This window comes from Duganella sp. AC917, assembly GCF_979258245.1.
This window is the reverse complement of the sequence record NZ_OZ409848.1, coordinates 52,327-69,755: the sequence shown is the minus strand read 5'-3', so window position 1 is coordinate 69,755 and position 17,429 is coordinate 52,327. Positions and strand designations below refer to the sequence as shown.

Here is a 17,429-nt window from a genome sequence, read left to right as displayed (position 1 = left end):
CTTGTTTATGCATCCATCCTACCCATCAGACGAAGACGCCCGACTATTATGCGCCAGCCCGCCCTGACCACCACCGCCAGCTTCAAAGCCCTCGAATCCCACGCCGTCGACGCCAAACACTGGCAATTGCGCCAACTGTTCGCGCACGACGCGCAGCGCTTCCCGACCCTGACGGTCGACGCGGCCGGCCTGTTCCTCGACTATTCCAAGAACCGCCTGACCGCCACCACCATCGACCTGCTGCTCGATCTGGCCCGCGAACGCGGCGTCGAGGCCCAGCGCGACGCCATGTTCAATGGCGAGAAGATCAATATTACAGAACATCGCGCCGTACTGCATACCGCGTTGAGATTGCCGCGCGGTAAAAGTTTGACGGTCGACGGCCAGGATATCGGCGCCGACGTCCACGCCGTGCTCGACCACGTCAAGGAATTCACCGACCAGGTCCGCTCCGGCGCGTGGCTGGGCCATACGGGCAAGCCGATCACCGACGTCGTCAACATCGGCATCGGCGGCTCCGACCTGGGCCCGAAAATGGCCGTGCTGGCGCTGCGCTCGTACGCCCACCCGCGCCTGAAGATGCACTTCGTCTCCAACGTCGACGGCCACGACATGGACGCCGCGCTGGCCCTGGTCGATCCGGAAACCACGCTGTTCATCATCGCCTCCAAGACCTTCGTCACCGCCGAGACCATGCTTAACGCCGGCACGGCCCGCACCTGGTTCCTGAAAACGGCCAAGGAAGAAGATCTGACGCGCCACTTCGTCGCCGTCTCCACCAACACCGAAGCGGTGAAAGCGTTCGGCATCGACCCGGCCAACATGTTCCCGTTCTGGGACTGGGTCGGCGGCCGTTACTCGGTATGGTCGGCGATCGGCCTGGCCGTCGCGCTGGCGGTCGGCTACGGCTACTTCAGCGACTTCCTGGCCGGCGCCCACGCGATGGACGAACATTTCCGCACCGCGCCGCTGGCGCAAAACATGCCGGTGCTGCTGGCGATGGTCGGCTTCTGGAACCGCCAGTTCCTCGGCGCCGGCTCGCTGTCGATCGCGCCCTACCACCAGGATCTGAACCGCTTCCCGGCCTACCTGCAGCAGCTCGACATGGAAAGCAACGGCAAGCGCGTCACGCGCGACGGCGCCGAAGTCGACACGCCGACCTGCCCGGTGGTCTGGGGCGAATGCGGCACCAACGCCCAACACGCCTACTTCCAGCTGCTGCACCAGGGTACCGACGTCACCCCGATCGACTTCATCGCCACCCTGCGCGCCACCCACGACCTGCCGGGCCACCACGACTCGCTGCTGGCCAACTGCTTCGCCCAGTCGGAAGCCTTCATGACCGGCAAAACGGCCGATGAAGTGCGCGCCGACCTGACCGCGCAAAAGCTGGACGCCGACGAAATCGAAGCGCTGGTGCCGCACAAGACCTTCCCCGGCAACCGCCCGTCCAACACCATCCTGATGGACCAGCTGACGCCAACCACCCTGGGCGCGCTGATCGCGCTGTACGAGCACAAAACCTTCGTCCAGGGCGTGCTGTGGGACGTCAACAGCTTCGACCAGTGGGGTGTGGAGCTGGGCAAGGTGCTGGCCAAGAACATCCACGCCGAACTGACCGGCGAGGTCCAGCCGGACCGCCACGACAGCTCGACCAACGGTTTGATCGTCATGGCCAAAGCGGCCCAGCACATTTAAGCCAGGGATGACCATGAGCGCACCGCATATCGAAGTGGCCTACGACGCCGTCATGCAAACCGGCGAATGCCCGCTATGGCACGAGGCGGAACAGGCGCTGTACTGGGTCGACATCCCCGCCTTCACCGTGCACCGGCTGGAGCCGGCCAGCGGCGCGCACCGCGCGTGGCGGCTCTCGAGCGAGCCGGCCAGCCTGGCCGTCAGCGACAACGGCGGTTTGATCGTCGCCATGCGCAGCGGCTTCTATCACCTCGACACCGGCGCCGACGACGTGCGCATCACCGAGATCGCGCCGGCGCCGTACGACACCTCGCTGGCCCGCTTCAACGACGGCCGCGTCGATCCGGCCGGACGTTTCTGGGTCGGCACCATCTACGAACCGCGCGACCGCCAGGCCGCCGAGATGTTCGTGCTGGAACAGGGCGAGGTTCGCAAAGCCTGGTCGGGCGGCATGACCAACTCGAACGGCCTCGGTTTCAGCCCGGACGGCAAAACCATGTACCACGCCGACACCACCGCCCACGTGGTGCGCCGCTTCGATTTCGACGTCGACAGCGGCACGGTGGAAAACCAGCGCCCCTTCATGCAGTTCTCGGCCGACAAGTCCAACAACTACGGCGGTCGTCCGGACGGCGCGGCGATCGACAGCGACGGCAACTACTGGTGCGCGTTGTTCGAAGGCGGCCGGCTGCTGAAGCTGTCGCCGGACGGCGAGCAGCTCGACGAAATCAAGCTGCCCCTGCGCTGCCCGACGATGCCGGCCTTCGGCGGCCCGGATCTGCGCACCTTATATGTCACCAGCGCCGGCGAGCGCCCGGAGGCCGAGCTGGCGCAATACCCGCTCAGCGGCAAGCTCCTGTCCATTAAAGTCGATGTCGCGGGCCGCGTGAATCCAGCGTATAAAAACTAATCCGGACAAAGCAGGGCGTGGCTTGAACGGCGTCGTCGGCGCGCCGGCAAACCACCCCTGAATGTAGTAAAATTTCTTGCATTTCACTGCTTAGCGTAGTAAATTTACACAATAAAAATACACCGCCGGTTATAGTGTCAACCCGGCGGCGGCGCTCTGCAGCGACCACCCATTCAGGCACAACCAACTCTTGCGACGACTCTCAATTATGGCTCTTACCGATTTTGATCTGGTTCTGTTCGGCGGCAGCGGCGATCTGGCGATGCGCAAATTGCTGCCGGCGATGTACGCCCGCGACGTGGCCAACGATCTGCCCCCGACCGCGCGCATCATCTGCGTCGGCCGCGCGGACGCCAGCCAGGAAGACTTCCTGCACACGGTCGAAACCACCTCCAAGCCACACATCAAGTCGCCCGCCGTCACGCCGGCCGCCTGGACCCGCTTCACCGCCCGCATCGTCTACGTCTCGCTGAACGCCACCGACACGGCCAGCTACAAGAACCTGGTCGAAGCGCTGCGCAAGGACGACGCCATCACCCGCGTCTACTACCTGGCCACGCCGCCGGCGATCTTCTCGCAAATCTGCGACAACCTCAAAGAAAACGGCCTGGTCACCAAGAACTCGCGCGTGGTGCTGGAAAAGCCGCTCGGGCGCGACCTCGCATCGGCCAAGCAGATCAACGCCGAAGTGGGCAAAGTCTTCGAGGAATCGCAGATCTACCGGATCGACCACTACCTCGGCAAGGAAACCGTGCAGAACCTGCTGGCCCTGCGCTTCGGCAACATCCTGTTCGAGCCGCTGTGGCGCCGCGAATGGATCTCCGACGTGCAGATCACCATCGCCGAAAAACTCGGCGTCGGCAACCGCATGGGCTACTACGACACCTCCGGCGCGCTGCGCGACATGCTGCAAAACCACCTGCTGCAACTGCTGTGCATTGTTGCCATGGAGCCGCCGACCTCGATCGCCCCTGACGCCGTGCGCGACGCCAAGCTGCAGGTGCTGCGCTCGCTGAAAAAATTCACGCCGACCACGCTGGCGCAAAACATCGTGCGCGGCCAGTACCGCGCCGGCCACGTCGACGGCAAGGCCGTACCGAGCTACCGCGACGAGCCGGACGCGCCGGAACACTCGCGCACCGAGACGTTCGTCGCCATGAAGGCGGAAATCGACACCTGGCGCTGGGCCGGCGTGCCGTTCTACCTGCGCACCGGTAAGCGCATGGCCGACGGCCTGGCCGAGATCGTCGTGCGCTTCAAGCAGATCCCGCACTCGATCTTCGCCCAGCCGACCAACAGCTTCCAGCCCAATTCGCTGGTCATCCGCCTGCAGCCGGACGAAGGCCTGCGCATGAACCTGATGGCCAAGACGCCCGGCGACGGCATGCGCCTGAAGCAGGCCGAGCTCGAACTGGACTTCCGCGAATCGTTCAAATCGCCCCGCATGGACGCCTACGAGCGCCTGTTGCTCGACGTGCTGCGCGGCCAACTGACCTTGTTCATGCGCGGCGACGAGCTCGAAGCGGCCTGGGAATGGGTCGAACCGATCCTGAACAACTGGGAAGCCGACGACAGCTACCCGATCCCGTACGCCTCGGGCACCTGGGGTCCGGCCGCCGCCTCGGCGCTGATCGGCCGCGACGGTCTGCAGTGGCGCGAAGAAGCGCTGCCGGAAGACTAACCGGCCCACCTGTCCGCCACCGATGCTGCTCGACTCCATCCGCACCCAGCTCGACTCGCTCTCCAAATCGGAGCGCAAAGTCGCGCTGGCCGTGCTCGACCACCCGGGCCAGACGGTCAGCCAGAACATCACCGCGCTGGCCAAAAGCGCGCAGGTGTCCGAACCGACCGTCGTGCGGTTTTGTCGCACGCTGGGCTACGACGGCTGGCACGAGTTCAAGCTGAAACTGGCGCAGGGGCTGGCGCTGGCCCTGCCGGGCCTCAACGAGCAGCCGACCCAGGACGACCTGGCCGCCGACCTGGTCAACAAGATCTGCAGCCGCTCGATCAACACCCTGCTCGACCTGCGCAACAACCTGGACCCGGACGCCATCCAGAAAGCGCTCGACATCCTGGCCAAGGCCAACAAGATCGAGTTCTACGGCCAGGGCACGTCCGGCATCGTCGCCGCCGACGCCCAGCACAAGTTCTTCCGCTCCGGCGTGCCGACCGTGGCCTACGCCGACCCGCACATCCACAGCATCGCCGCCGCCCTGCTGCGCACCGGCGACGCCGTGGTCGCCATTTCCCAGCGCGGCAACAGCCCGTCGCTGGTGCGCTCGATCAAGCTGGCCCGCCGCGGCGGCGCCGATGTCATCGTGCTGGCGCCGTCGGGCACGCCGCTGGCCGACCTGGCCACGGTGCTGATCCCGATCGACCTGATATTCAACATCGACCCCTACACGCCGATCTCGGCGCGCCTGGCCTATCTGGTCGTCATCGACGTGCTGGCCGTCGGCCTGGCCTTGCAACGCGGCCCCGAATTCCGCAAAAAGATGCAAAACGCCCAAAAGGCGCTGCAAGAGTTCGACTTGCAATTCGACTCCTTCATCGGCTAAGCTCTCGCTCTTACAAAAAGCACCACTGCTTGCGTCCGTGGGTGTGCTGGCGTACGTGGGCTGCGCACCACCCCCCCTATAATCATTGCTGTGCTACAGTGTGTATGAATTTTTCGCATCTGCAACATTGCCGTTTGCACACCTAGTACGTTCGTGGGTGCCGAGCCCCCGCTGAGAGTGGACATGACTACCTTTACCTCCTATACCGCCCAACCTGCAGTGCGCATGCCGCTGCTGCAGACCGGCGTGTCCGGTTTCGACCAGATCCTCGGCGGCGGCTTTCCGGCCCACAGCCTGTATCTGATCCAGGGCCTGGCCGGCAGCGGCAAGACCACCCTGGCCTGCCAGATCGGCTTCCAGCACGCCCACCAGGGCAAAAAAGTGCTGATCCTGACCTTGATCGCGGAAACCCACGGCAAAATGCTCAACCACCTGAGCAGCTTTTCCTTTTTCGACGAGAAACTGGTCGGCGAGCGCATCATCTTCCTCGGCGCCTACAACGAACTGCTCAAGGGCGGCCTGCGCGAGCTGCTCAAATCGATCGCCGCCACCCTGGCCGACCAGCGCCCCGACATCATGATCATCGACGGCTTCCGCACCGTGCGCGAGGCCAAGCCGTCGGACGTGGCGCTGTCCGAGTTCATGCTCTCGCTCAATTCGCTGGTGGCGACCATGCAGTGCACCACCTTCCTGCTCTCGCCCACCGAGGGCAACGTGGCCGATTCCGAAAACACGCTGGTCGACGGCTTGATCGAACTGAGCCAGTATGAGCAGGGCTTGCAGCTGATCCGCGAGATCAAGGTGTTTAAGTTGCGCGGCAGCAAGCATCTGCTGGGGCGCCACGTGTTCGAGGTCGGCGTCGACGGCGTCGCCATCTATCCGCGCCTTGAGGCGGTCACCACCGTCTCGCGCGCCACGCCGGCCGTCTCGCGCCAGCGCCTCGGCTTCGGCATCGAGGGCTGGGACAAACTGACCAACGGCGGCGTCGCGCGCGGCTCGACCACGGCGCTGCTGGGCAATCCTGGTGTCGGCAAGACGCTGATGGGCCTGCATTTCATTTACGAGGGCCTGCGGCGCGGCGAAAACTGCCTGATCGCCGGGTTCTACGAGTCGCCGTTGCGGCTGCTGGAAAAGTCGATCAGCGTCGGCATGGACATGACGCCTTATTACAACAGCGGCGCGCTGGAAATCATCTGGCATCCGCCGCTCGAAGTGCTGGTCGACGCCATGGCCGAGGACATGCTGCGCAACGTCGAGCGGCGCGGCGTGTCGCGCCTGCTGATGGACGGCCTCGACGGCCTGCGCGAGATCGTCATCCACGAAGGGCGCTCGCGCTCGTTCCTGGCCGCGCTGGTCAACGAACTGCGCTGCCGCAACGTCACCAGCTTCTTCACGCAAGAGCTGCCGTATTTCGGCAACGGCCCCGCGCACAGCGAAGTGTCCGCCTCGATGTTGTTTGAAAACATCATCTTGTTGCGCTATGTCGACGTCCGCGGCGTCAACCGGCGCCAGATCGGCGTGCTCAAGCTGCGCGAGAACAGCTACGACGCGGCCAACCACATCCTGCTCATCACCGACAACGGCATGACGATCGAGGGCGCCGTCTCGGGCTCCGTCGCGCCGCCGCAGACGCTATAGCGAGATGACATGAGCGACTTCCCGGCAATCATGGACGCCAACCCGGATGGAAAGATCATCCTGGTGGTCGACGACGAGTTCGACGTCTTGTCGGCGTACACGATGCTGTTCGAATACCGCGGCTACCGCGTGCGCACCGCCGGCAACGGCGCCGAGGCGCTGGAGGCGGCCGCGCGCGAACGCCCGGACATCGTGGTCTCCGACTACATGATGCCGGTCATGGACGGCGCCGAGCTGTGCCTGCAATGGCGCGCCGACCCGGCCCTGGCGGACATCCCCTTCATCCTGGCCAGCGCCGGCATTCCGCGCAAGGACGAGGTGCTGCCGTACGACACCTTCTTCCGAAAACCGATCCGCTTTGAAGTGTTGCTCGACGAAATCGCCCGCCTGATCGCCGTCCGCGCGGCCGGCTGATGTCCTGGCGGCTGACGCCGTTCCGCCTGATCCGCGCTACGCAAACCGGCCGCCCTTGAGTACAATAAGACAACGCAATCCTCTTACCTCAGATTGGCAACGAACATGAACCAACTCGAACAACTGAAGCAATTCACCACCGTGGTGGCCGACACCGGCGACTTCCAGTCGATCCAGGCCTACACCCCGCACGACGCCACCACCAACCCGTCGCTGATCCTCAAGGCGGTGCAAAAGGACGAATACAAGCCGCTGCTGGAAAAAGCCGTGCGCGACAACCTCGACCGCTCGATCCCGGACACCATCGACCACCTGCTGGTGGCCTTCGGCAAGCAGATCCTGCGCATCATCCCGGGCCGCGTCTCGACCGAGATCGACGCCCGCCTGTCGTTCGACGTCGAGGGCTCGGTGGCCAAGGGCCGCGACCTGATCAAGCTGTACGAAGCGGCCGGCATCGAGCGCGAGCGCGTGCTCATCAAGATGGCCGCCACGTGGGAAGGCATCCGCGCCGCCGAGATATTGGAAAAAGACGGGATCCACTGCAACATGACGTTGCTGTTCTCGCTGGGCCAGGCGATCGCCTGCGCCGACGCCGGCGCCCAGCTGATCTCGCCGTTCGTCGGCCGCATCTACGACTGGTACAAAAAATCCACCGGCATCGACTACACCGGCGCCGAAGATCCGGGCGTGCAGTCGGTCAAGCGCATCTACAACTACTACCGCAAGTTCGGCTACAAAACCGAGGTCATGGGCGCGAGCTTCCGCAACACCGGCCAGATCCTGGAACTGGCCGGCTGCGACCTGCTCACCATCAGCCCGGACCTGCTGCAAAAGCTGGCCGACACCGACGCCCCGGTCGAGCGCAAACTCAGCGCCGAGAAAGTACCAACCTCGGGCATCATCAAGCTGACGCAGGACGAAAAAACTTTCCGCTTCCAGCTCAACGAAGACCAGATGGCATCCGAGAAGCTGGCCGAAGGCATCCGCGCGTTCTGCGCCGATTCGGGCAAGCTGAAACAAATCATTTCCGGCATGCGCTGATGCCGGCGTGACGGGCCACCAAGGGCGGGAGCGCGGCGGCAGCCGTCCTCCCGCCCTTTTTGCTTTTATGACCGGTTGCGGTAACCGCCGGTCGGGATTTCAGTGTCGCCAAGGGACGATCTTGCACCAAAATGCAGCAATGTCGCCCAAATTGATATAAATAGAACTATACAAAACGTTACATAACTGACTGTATTACAATGTTGCAGCCTCGGCCGGCACCCGCTCCGGTCGACAACGTCCAACACTATTCTTTTCAGAGACATCCAATGAGATCCGTCCCTCGTTCCACCACATTCGCCTGCACCGCCCTCACCCTTGGCCTTGGCCTTGCGATGCTCAGCGCTTGCGGAAAAAAAGACGCCGCGCCCGCCGCCCCGCCGCCGCCGAAAGTGGCGGTCGTCACGGTGGCGCCGGCCAGCATCACGCTCACCAGCGAACTGCCGGGCCGCACCGAGGCCTCGCGCATCGCCGAAGTGCGCGCGCGCACCGCCGGCATCGTGCTGAAACGGGTGTTCAAGGAAGGCGGCGACGTCAAGGCGGGCGAGGTGCTGTTCCGCATCGATCCGGCCAGTTTCCAGGCCTCGTATGACAGCGCCCAGGCCGCCGTCGGCCGCGCCGAAGCCAACCTGGCACAGGCCGACCTGCGCGTCAAGCGCTACACGCCGCTGCTGGCCGCGCAAGCGGTCAGCCAGCAGGAATACGACGACGCCGTCACCTCGCAGAAGCAGGCCCGCGCCGATCTGGCCACCGCCAAGGCGTCGCGTACCAACGCCGGGCTGACGCTGGGCTACGCCACCGTCACCGCACCGATCTCCGGCCGCATCGGCCGCGCGCTGGTCACCGAGGGCGCGCTGGTCGGCCAGGGCGAAGCCACGCCGATGGCCACGGTGCAGCAGCTCGATCCGATCTACGTCACCATCACCCAGTCGTCGACCGAGCTGCTCAAGCTGCGCCGGGCGCTGGCCGAGGGCAAACTGAAAACCGCCGGCAAGGACGAAGCGCGGGTGTCGCTGGTGACCGAGGACGGCCAGACCTATCCGCAGACCGGCAAGCTGCTGTTTGCCGACGTCTCGGTCGACCAAACCACCGGCTCGGTGTCGATGCGCGCCGAATTCCCCAACCCGAACCGTATTCTGCTGCCCGGTATGTACGTGCGCACGCGTCTGGATCAGGGCGTCAACGAGGCCGCCATCACCGTGCCGCAGCAGGCCGTGGTGCGCGGCACCGACGGCGCCACCGTGCTGCTGGTCGGCGCCGACAACAAGGTCACGGCGCAGCCGGTCAAGGCCGACGCCGCGCAAAACGGCAGCTGGGTCATCAGCTCCGGCCTCAAGGGCGGCGAGCGCGTCATCGTCGAAGGCTTCCAGAAGGCCAAACCCGGTGCGACCGTCACGCCGGAGGCCTGGAAGGGTCCGGTCGGCAAGGCCGCCGCGGCGCCAGCGCCAGCGCCAGCCGCCACCAAATAATCGGGAGACCAGATGGCAAAGTTCTTCATCGATCGCCCGGTTTTCGCGTGGGTGATCGCCCTGTTCATCCTGATCGGCGGCGCGCTGTCGATCACCCTGCTGCCGGTGGCGCAATACCCGACCATCGCGCCGCCGTCGATCGTCATCGACGCCACCTATCCCGGCGCCACCGCCCAGATCCTCGATGACGCCGTCACCAGCGTGATCGAGCAGGAAATGAACGGCGCCGACGGCCTGCAATACGTCGAGTCGGTCAGCGAGGGCAACGGCTCGGTGTCGATCACCGTCACCTTCCTGCCCGGCACCAATCCGGACCTGGCCGCCGTCGACGTGCAAAACCGCATCAAGCGGGTCGAGTCGCGCCTGCCGCAGGCGGTCACGCAACAAGGCGTCAACGTCAACAAGGCGCGCAGCAACATCCTGATGTTCGTCGGCATCTCGTCGACCGACGGCAAGCTCGACACGGCCGCCATCGGCGACTACGCCGCCCGCAACATCGTCAATGAACTCAAGCGCCTGCCCGGTGTGGGCCAGGCCCAGCTGTTCGGCACCGAGCGCGCCATGCGCGTCTGGGTCGATCCGGCCAAGCTGCTCGGCCTGCGCCTGACGATGGCCGAGGTCACCGCCGCCATCCGCGCCCAGAACGCCCAGGTCACCGCCGGCACCCTGGGCGATCTGCCGTCGCCCGAAACCCAGGCCTACGCCGCGCCGATCGTGGTGCAGGGCCAATTGACCTCGCCCGAGGAATTCGGCAAGGTGGTGCTGCGCGCCAACACCAACGGCTCCTTCGTGCGCCTGTCCGACGTCGCCCGCATCGAGATGGCCGGCGCCAACTTCAACCGCAGCTCGCGGCTGGACGGCAAGCCGTTCGTCGCGGTCGCCGTGCAGCAGTCGCTGACCGGCAACGCGCTGGCCACCGCCACGCTGGTGCGCGCCAAAATGGACGAGCTGTCCAAGTTCTTCCCGCCGGGCATCAAGTACACCGTGCCGTACGACACCTCGACCTTCGTCAAGATCTCGATCGAGGAAGTGGTCAAGACCCTGTTCGAGGCGGTGCTGCTGGTGTTCATCGTCATGTACGTGTTCCTGCAGAACCTGCGCTACACCCTGATCCCGACCATCGTCGTGCCGATCGCGCTGATGGGCACGCTGGCCGTGATGCAGGTGGCCGGCTTCTCGATCAACGTGCTCACCATGTTTGGCATGGTGCTGGCGATCGGCATCCTGGTCGACGACGCCATCGTGGTCGTTGAAAACGTCGAGCGCATCATGAGCGAGGAAGGCCTGTCGCCGCGCGACGCCACCCGCAAGGCGATGTCGCAGATCACCGGCGCCATCGTCGGCATCACCTTGGTGCTGATCGCCGTGTTCATCCCGATGGCCTTCTTCGGCGGCGCCGTCGGCGCGATCTACCGCCAGTTCTCGCTGTCGATGGTGTCGGCCATGGTGTTCTCGGCGCTGATGGCGCTGACGTTGACGCCGGCGCTGTGCGCCACCATCCTCAAGCCGGTCGAAGCCGGTCACCACCACGAGAAGAAGGGCTTCTTCGGCTGGTTCAACCGCAAGTTCGCCGTCACCGCCACCGGCTACCAGGGCCTGATCGCCAAGATGATCAAGCGCACCGGCCGCTTCATGATCGTGTTCCTGCTCATCTGCGGCGTGGTCGGCTGGCTGTACGCGCGCCTGCCGTCGTCGTTCCTGCCGAACGAGGACCAGGGCTACATCATCGCCAACGTCCAGCTGCCGCCCGGCGCCTCGCGCAGCCGCACCGAGGCCGTGCTGGCCCAGGTCGAGGACTACCTGCACAAGCAGCCGGCCGTGGCCCGCACCATCGCCGTGGCAGGTTTCAGCTTCTCGGGCGCCGGCCAGAACGTCGGCCTGGTGTTCGTGCCGCTCAAGGACTGGAGCGAGCGCGGTCCGGACGACGCCGCCGACAAGATCGCCGCGCGCGCGCTGAGGGCCTTGTCCGGCATCGCCGACGCCGTGGTCTTCCCGCTCAGTCCTCCGCCGATCCGCGAATTGGGCAACGCCACCGGCATCACCGCGCGCCTGCAGGACCGCGCCGGCGCCGGCCACGCCGCCCTGCTCGACGCCCGCAACCAGTTACTCGGCCTTGCCGGCAAGAGCGACGTCCTCAAAGGCGTGCGTCCCGAGGGTCTGGAAGACGCGCCGCAGCTGCAGATCGACGTCGACCGCGACAAGGCCAACGCGCTGGGCGTGGCCTTCGCCGACATCAACAGCCTGCTGTCGGTCGGCCTGGGCTCGAGCTATGTCAACGACTTCACCAGCAGCGGACGACAGCAGCGCGTCATCGTGCAGGCCGACGCGCCGCAACGCCTGCAACCGGAAGACCTGCTGCGCCTGAACGTGCGCAGCGCCTCGGGCGGCATGGTGCCGCTGTCGGCGGTGGCCAGCACGCGCTGGATCAACGGTCCGGTGCAGCTGGTGCGCTACAACGGCTACCCTGCGATCAAGCTGACTGGCGACGCCGCGCCCGGCCGCAGCACCGGCGAGGCGATGGCCGAACTGGAACGCCTGGCCACGCAGCTGCCGCCTGGCTTCAGCATCGAATGGACCGGCCAGTCGCTGGAGGAAAAGACCTCCGGCTCGCAGGCGCCGGCGTTGTTCGCGCTGTCGATGCTGGCCGCCTTCCTGGTGCTGGCCGCGCTGTACGAAAGCGAATCGATCCCGATCGCCGTGCTGCTGGTGGTGCCGCTGGGGATCCTGGGCGCGCTGCTCGGCGCCCATATCCGCGACCTGCCCAACGACGTCTACTTCAAGGTGGGCCTGATCGCGATTATCGGCCTGTCGGCCAAGAACGCGATTTTGATCATCGAATTCGCCAAGGACCTGCAAGCGCAAGGCATGGGCCTGATGGAGGCGACGCTGGAGGCGGTGCACCTGCGCTTCCGTCCCATCATCATGACGTCGCTGGCCTTTATCCTCGGCGTGCTGCCGCTGGTGATCGCCACCGGCGCCGGCTCGGCCAGCCAGCGCGCCATCGGCACCGGCGTCATGGGCGGCATGATTACGGCGACGGTGCTGGCGGTGTTCCTGGTGCCGGTATTCTTCGTGGTGATACGCAAAATCTTCAAGGGCAGCGAACGCCAGCGCAAGTTGGCCGCTCACGAAATGGACGACAAAAAGCATGAGACTTATGACTAACCGGGCCCGCGCCTCCCTCCCCGCCGCGCGCACGGGTCAGCCTATGACACGGTTGGCAACGCAGCTGACCACCGCCATGCTGGGCGCGGCGCTGCTGTCGGCCTGCTCGCTGGCGCCGACCTACCAGCGGCCCGAGGCCCCGGTGGCCGCCGCCTTCCCGGCCGACACCGCCGGCAAAGCCGCCATGACCGGCTCGGCGCCATCGGCCGCCGCCAACCAGCGCGACGCCGTCGATACCGGCTGGCGCGACTACTTCATCGAGCCGCGCCTGCAACAGCTGATCGCTGCGGCGCTGGAGAACAACCGCGACCTGCGTACCGCCGCGCTGCGCATCGAAGAGGCGCGCGCGCTGTACAACGTGCAGGTGGCCGACCGCCTGCCCAACCTGAACGCCAGCGTCGGCGCGACGCGCGCCAGGACGCCAGCCACCGTGTCGCCCACCGGCCAAACCGTCATCGGCAAGCGGGTCGACGCCGGCCTGTCGCTCTCCTCGTTCGAGCTCGATTTCTTCGGCCGCGTGAGAAGCCTGAGCGACGCCGCGCTGGCCGCCTACCTGGCCACCGACGAGGCCCGCCAGGCGGCGCAAATCAGCCTGGTCGCGCAAGTGGCGCAGGCCTATTTCACCGAACGCGCCTACGCCGAGCAGTACGCGCTGGCGCAGCAAAGCTACGAGGCGCGCGCCCGCACCTACAAGCTCACGCAGCAGCGCGCCGAAGCCGGCGCCTCGTCGCGCCTCGAGTTGCGCTCCAACGAAACGCTGATGGAAACGGCGCGCGCGTCGGCGCTGACCCTGGCGCGACAGCGCGCGCAGGCCGAAAACGCCCTGACCTTGCTGGTCGGTCAACCGTCGGCAACCGGCGCCGCCGCCGGGACCAATGCCGGGGCGATGCCGACCGACGCCCAGATCGACGCGCTCAGCGCCGTGCCGGCCGGGCTGCCGTCCGACCTGCTGGCGCGCCGGCCCGACATCCGCGCCGCCGAGCAGCGGCTCAAGGCGGCCAACGCCAACATCGGCGCCGCCCGCGCGGCCTTCTTCCCGCGCATCAGCCTGACGGCGGCGATTGGCAGCACCAGCCCGACCCTGGGCGGCTTGTTCGACAGCGGCACCGGCAGCTGGTCGTTCGCACCGCAACTGGTGCTGCCGATCTTCGACGCCGGCCGCAATCGCGCCAATCTGACTTTGAGCGAAGTGCGCAAGAACATCGCGGTGGCCGACTACGAGAAGACCATCCAGACCGCCTTCCGCGAAGTGGCCGACGCGCTGGCCGCGCGCGACTATCTGGGCGAACAGGTGGCGGCGCAGCGCGCGGTGCAGGAGGCGCAGGCGGACCGGCTCAAGCTGTCGCAACTGCGCTTCGACAACGGCGTCGCCAGTTCGCTCGACGTGCTGGACGCGCAGCGCGAGCTGTTCAGCGCCGAGCAATCGCTGGTCCAGGCGAGGTTGCAGCGCACGACCAGCGCGATCGACCTGTATCGCGCGCTCGGCGGCGGATTGAAGTAATCATGGCGGCGAGCGACGCGTCAGCGCATCGACACGTATTTTCTACTTAACGCATACACCGCATGTCGTCGCCTATTAATATCCGCTTGGGTCAACGCGCCCGCCAGCGCATCGCCGCCGAAGGCATGCAGGCGGCCGACATCGCCATCGTCCCGGCCGCCGCCGGCGGCCCCAAAGGCCTGATCCTGAACGGCCTCGATCTGTGGTTGTTCGGCTCCTGGCTCAAAGCGGCGCCGCGCCCGCGCAAGCTGGTCGGCGCCTCGATCGGCGCCTGGCGCATGGCCGCTTCCGCCTTCGACGACCCGGTCGCCGCGCACCAGCGCCTGGCCCACCTGTACGCCCACCAGCGCTACCCCGCTAAAGTCACCGCCGCTTACATCAGCCAGACCTGCCGCGCGCTGCTCGACGAACTGCTCGACGGCCGCGCCGCCGAAGCGGTCGACCATCCGCACCACCACGTCAGCGTGCTGACCGCGCGCGGCACCGGCGCGCTGGCCCGCACCAACGGCGTGCGCTGGCGCGAGCTGGCCGGCTTCCTGCTGGCCGCCGCCGGCAACGCCGTCTCGCGCGACCGTCTGGCCGGCGCCATGGAACGCGTGGTTTTCCACAACCGCCACGACGACGTGCACTGGCTGCGCGAGCCATTCGACGCCTTCGCCGGACACTTCGTCGAGCTGTCGCAGGCGAACCTGCGCGACGCGTTGCTGGCTTCCGGCTCGATCCCGCTGGTGCTGGAGGCGGTGACATCGATCGCCGGCGCGCCCAACGGCGCCTACTGGGATGGCGGCTTGATCGACTATCACCTGCACCTGCCCTACCAGCGCGACCCCGGTCTGGCGCTGTACCCGCACTTCAGCGACTACATCGTGCCGGGCTGGCTGGATAAATCGATGCCATGGCGCCGCGCGGGTCGCGGCAACGGCGGCGATCCCGCGCTGGACAACCTGATCCTGGTGTCGCCGTCGGCCTCCTTCGTCGCCACGCTCCCCAACGGCAAGCTGCCGGACCGAAAAGACTTCACCGCCTACGGCCAAAACCACACCGGCCGCATTCGCGACTGGACCCGCGCCATCGCGGAGAGCGAACGCATGGCCGAAGCCTTCGCCCGCTGGTGCGAAAAGCCCGACTTAAAGGCAACATTGTCTTTTTAGGCAAGACACATTGTTTCATATTTGCAACGGAACTTCACTCAGTACATGACCGGCCGCAAGACGCGGCGCATACTTGCGACTATCAAGCCGCGCCACGCCGGCGCCGCCCCGCTTAGTCTTGTCTGCGTTCGTTATCGGAGTAAATCATGAACTTTCTGTCGCATACGCGCATCGGCACCCGCCTCGCCATCGCGTTCGCCACCGTCCTGCTGCTGGCGGTCGTCGCCACCACCGTCGGCCTGGTCAACGCCCGTAGCAACGCCGCCGCCACCAGACAAATGATGGAACAGCCGCTGGCCAAGGAACGCCTGGTCTCGGACTGGTACGTGCTGATTTACTCCGCCGTCGCCCGTACCGAACTGATCGCGCGCAGCAAGGACGACACGCTGCCGGTGGTGTTCGCCGACACCATCGCCGCCAGCACCAAGCGTGGCGGCGAATTGCTCGGCAAGGTCAAGGAGCTGCTGGTCAGCGACGATGAACGCAAACTGTACGACGCCACCATCGCGTTGCGCGCCGCCTACCAGAAATCCAAGAACGAAGTCGGCGACATCCGTAAAACCGGCGACGACGCTGCCGCCGAAGCGGCCTACCGCGACAAGTTCCTGCCCGCCGCCGAAGCGTACAAGAACAAGGTCAACGAGCTGCTGGCGTACCAGCGCAAGACCATCGACGATACCGCGCACGCGATCGACGACGCCAACGACCGCAGTAACACGCTGCTGTTGATACTGACGGTGCTGATGGTGGCCATCGGCTCGGTGGCGGCGTGGATCATCTCGCGCTCGATCACCGCGCCGCTCAAGTCGGCGATCGACATCGCCGCCACGGTCGCCAACGGCGACCTGACCACGCGCTTCGACGGCCCCACCTCGCGCTCCGAAATCGGCGAACTGATGACCGCGCTGCGCGGCATGAACGACTCGCTGCGCAATGTCGTCAGCCAGGTGCAGGTCGGCACCAAGACCATCGCCAGCGCCTCCAACGAAATCGCCGCCGGCAATATGGACCTGTCGCAGCGCACCGAGGAACAAGCCAGCTCGCTGGAGGAAACCGCGTCGTCGATGGAGGAACTGACATCGACCGTGCGCCAGAACGCGGAAAACGCCCGCCAGGCCAACCAGCTGGCGCACGCCGCGTCGGACGTCGCCGAACGTGGCGGCTCGATCGTCGGCCAGGTGGTCAACACCATGGGGACCATCAACGATTCTTCGCGCAAGATCTTCGACATCATCAGCGTCATCGACGGCATCGCCTTCCAGACCAATATCCTGGCGCTGAACGCGGCGGTGGAAGCGGCGCGCGCCGGCGAGCAGGGGCGCGGATTCGCGGTGGTGGCGTCGGAGGTGCGTAATCTGGCCCAGCGCTCGGCGGCTGCGGCCAAGGAGATCAAGGAGTTGATCGGCAATTCGGTCGAGCAGGTCGACATCGGCTCGAAGCTGGTGCAGCAGGCCGGCAGCACGATGAACGAGGTGGTCGACAGCGTGCGCCGCGTGACCGACATCATGGGCGAAATCACCTCGGCCAGCAGCGAGCAAAGCATCGGCATCGATCAGGTCAACACCGCGATCACGCAGATGGACCAGGTCACGCAGCAAAACGCCGCGCTGGTCGAGGAAGCCGCCGCCGCAGCGGCCAGCATGCAGGAACAGGCGGAGCGCCTGGCCGATGTGGCGTCGTCGTTCAGGCTCGGTGACGATGGCGCGCAGCAGTCGCTGGCGGCGCCGCCGGCGCCGCGCAAGGTCGCGGTCAAGGTTGCGGCCCGTCCGGCGCCTGCGGCCCCGAAAAAGCCCGCGGTCCGGCTGGCGTCATCCAACACCGGCAGCGCCGCCCGCAGACCCGCCACGGTCGGCAACGACAAGGATTGGGAAGAGTTTTAAGCGC

12 protein-coding genes are annotated in these 17,429 nt (G+C 66.0%); all 12 read left to right on the top strand.

Annotation, left to right across the window (positions count from 1 at the left end; all coding sequences use genetic code 11):
* Positions 1 to 48: 48 nt before the first annotated feature.
* Positions 49 to 1,698: a glucose-6-phosphate isomerase gene (pgi, locus tag ACZ0BA_RS00295; RefSeq protein WP_463449388.1), complete on the top strand. Its 1,650-nt coding sequence runs from the start codon at positions 49 to 51 to the stop codon at positions 1,696 to 1,698.
* Between the two features lie 13 nt (positions 1,699 to 1,711).
* Positions 1,712 to 2,608, top strand: a complete 897-nt coding sequence (locus tag ACZ0BA_RS00290; RefSeq protein WP_463449387.1) for an SMP-30/gluconolactonase/LRE family protein — start codon at positions 1,712 to 1,714, stop codon at positions 2,606 to 2,608.
* Positions 2,609 to 2,816: 208 nt separating this feature from the next.
* Entirely contained in the window at positions 2,817 to 4,289 is a 1,473-nt protein-coding gene (zwf, locus tag ACZ0BA_RS00285; protein ID WP_463449386.1) for a glucose-6-phosphate dehydrogenase, read from the top strand.
* Positions 4,290 to 4,311: 22 nt separating this feature from the next.
* Positions 4,312 to 5,166, top strand: coding sequence for an SIS domain-containing protein (locus tag ACZ0BA_RS00280; RefSeq protein ID WP_090315036.1), 855 nt, complete (start codon positions 4,312 to 4,314; stop codon positions 5,164 to 5,166).
* Positions 5,167 to 5,349: 183 nt separating this feature from the next.
* Positions 5,350 to 6,804 (top strand): ATPase domain-containing protein, encoded by a 1,455-nt coding sequence (locus ACZ0BA_RS00275; RefSeq protein ID WP_463449385.1) that lies wholly within the window; start codon positions 5,350 to 5,352, stop codon positions 6,802 to 6,804.
* A gap of 9 nt (positions 6,805 to 6,813) precedes the next feature.
* Positions 6,814 to 7,218: a response regulator gene (locus ACZ0BA_RS00270; RefSeq protein WP_463449384.1), complete on the top strand. Its 405-nt coding sequence runs from the start codon at positions 6,814 to 6,816 to the stop codon at positions 7,216 to 7,218.
* 105 nt (positions 7,219 to 7,323) lie between these two features.
* Positions 7,324 to 8,259: a transaldolase gene (gene tal / locus ACZ0BA_RS00265; protein WP_463449383.1), complete on the top strand. Its 936-nt coding sequence runs from the start codon at positions 7,324 to 7,326 to the stop codon at positions 8,257 to 8,259.
* A 269-nt stretch (positions 8,260 to 8,528) separates the two neighbouring features.
* Entirely contained in the window at positions 8,529 to 9,728 is a 1,200-nt protein-coding gene (locus tag ACZ0BA_RS00260; protein WP_463449382.1) for an efflux RND transporter periplasmic adaptor subunit, read from the top strand.
* A 12-nt stretch (positions 9,729 to 9,740) separates the two neighbouring features.
* The gene (locus tag ACZ0BA_RS00255) at positions 9,741 to 12,893 is read left to right on the top strand and encodes an efflux RND transporter permease subunit (RefSeq protein WP_463449381.1); all 3,153 of its coding nucleotides are present in this window, start codon (positions 9,741 to 9,743) and stop codon (positions 12,891 to 12,893) included.
* Positions 12,894 to 12,936: 43 nt separating this feature from the next.
* A complete protein-coding gene (locus ACZ0BA_RS00250; protein WP_463449380.1) occupies positions 12,937 to 14,394 on the top strand; it encodes an efflux transporter outer membrane subunit in 1,458 nt (485 codons plus the stop codon).
* A gap of 62 nt (positions 14,395 to 14,456) precedes the next feature.
* A complete protein-coding gene (locus ACZ0BA_RS00245) occupies positions 14,457 to 15,545 on the top strand; it encodes a patatin-like phospholipase family protein (protein WP_463449379.1) in 1,089 nt (362 codons plus the stop codon).
* Between the two features lie 146 nt (positions 15,546 to 15,691).
* Positions 15,692 to 17,425, top strand: coding sequence for a methyl-accepting chemotaxis protein (locus ACZ0BA_RS00240; RefSeq protein WP_463449378.1), 1,734 nt, complete (start codon positions 15,692 to 15,694; stop codon positions 17,423 to 17,425).
* Positions 17,426 to 17,429: the final 4 nt, after the last annotated feature.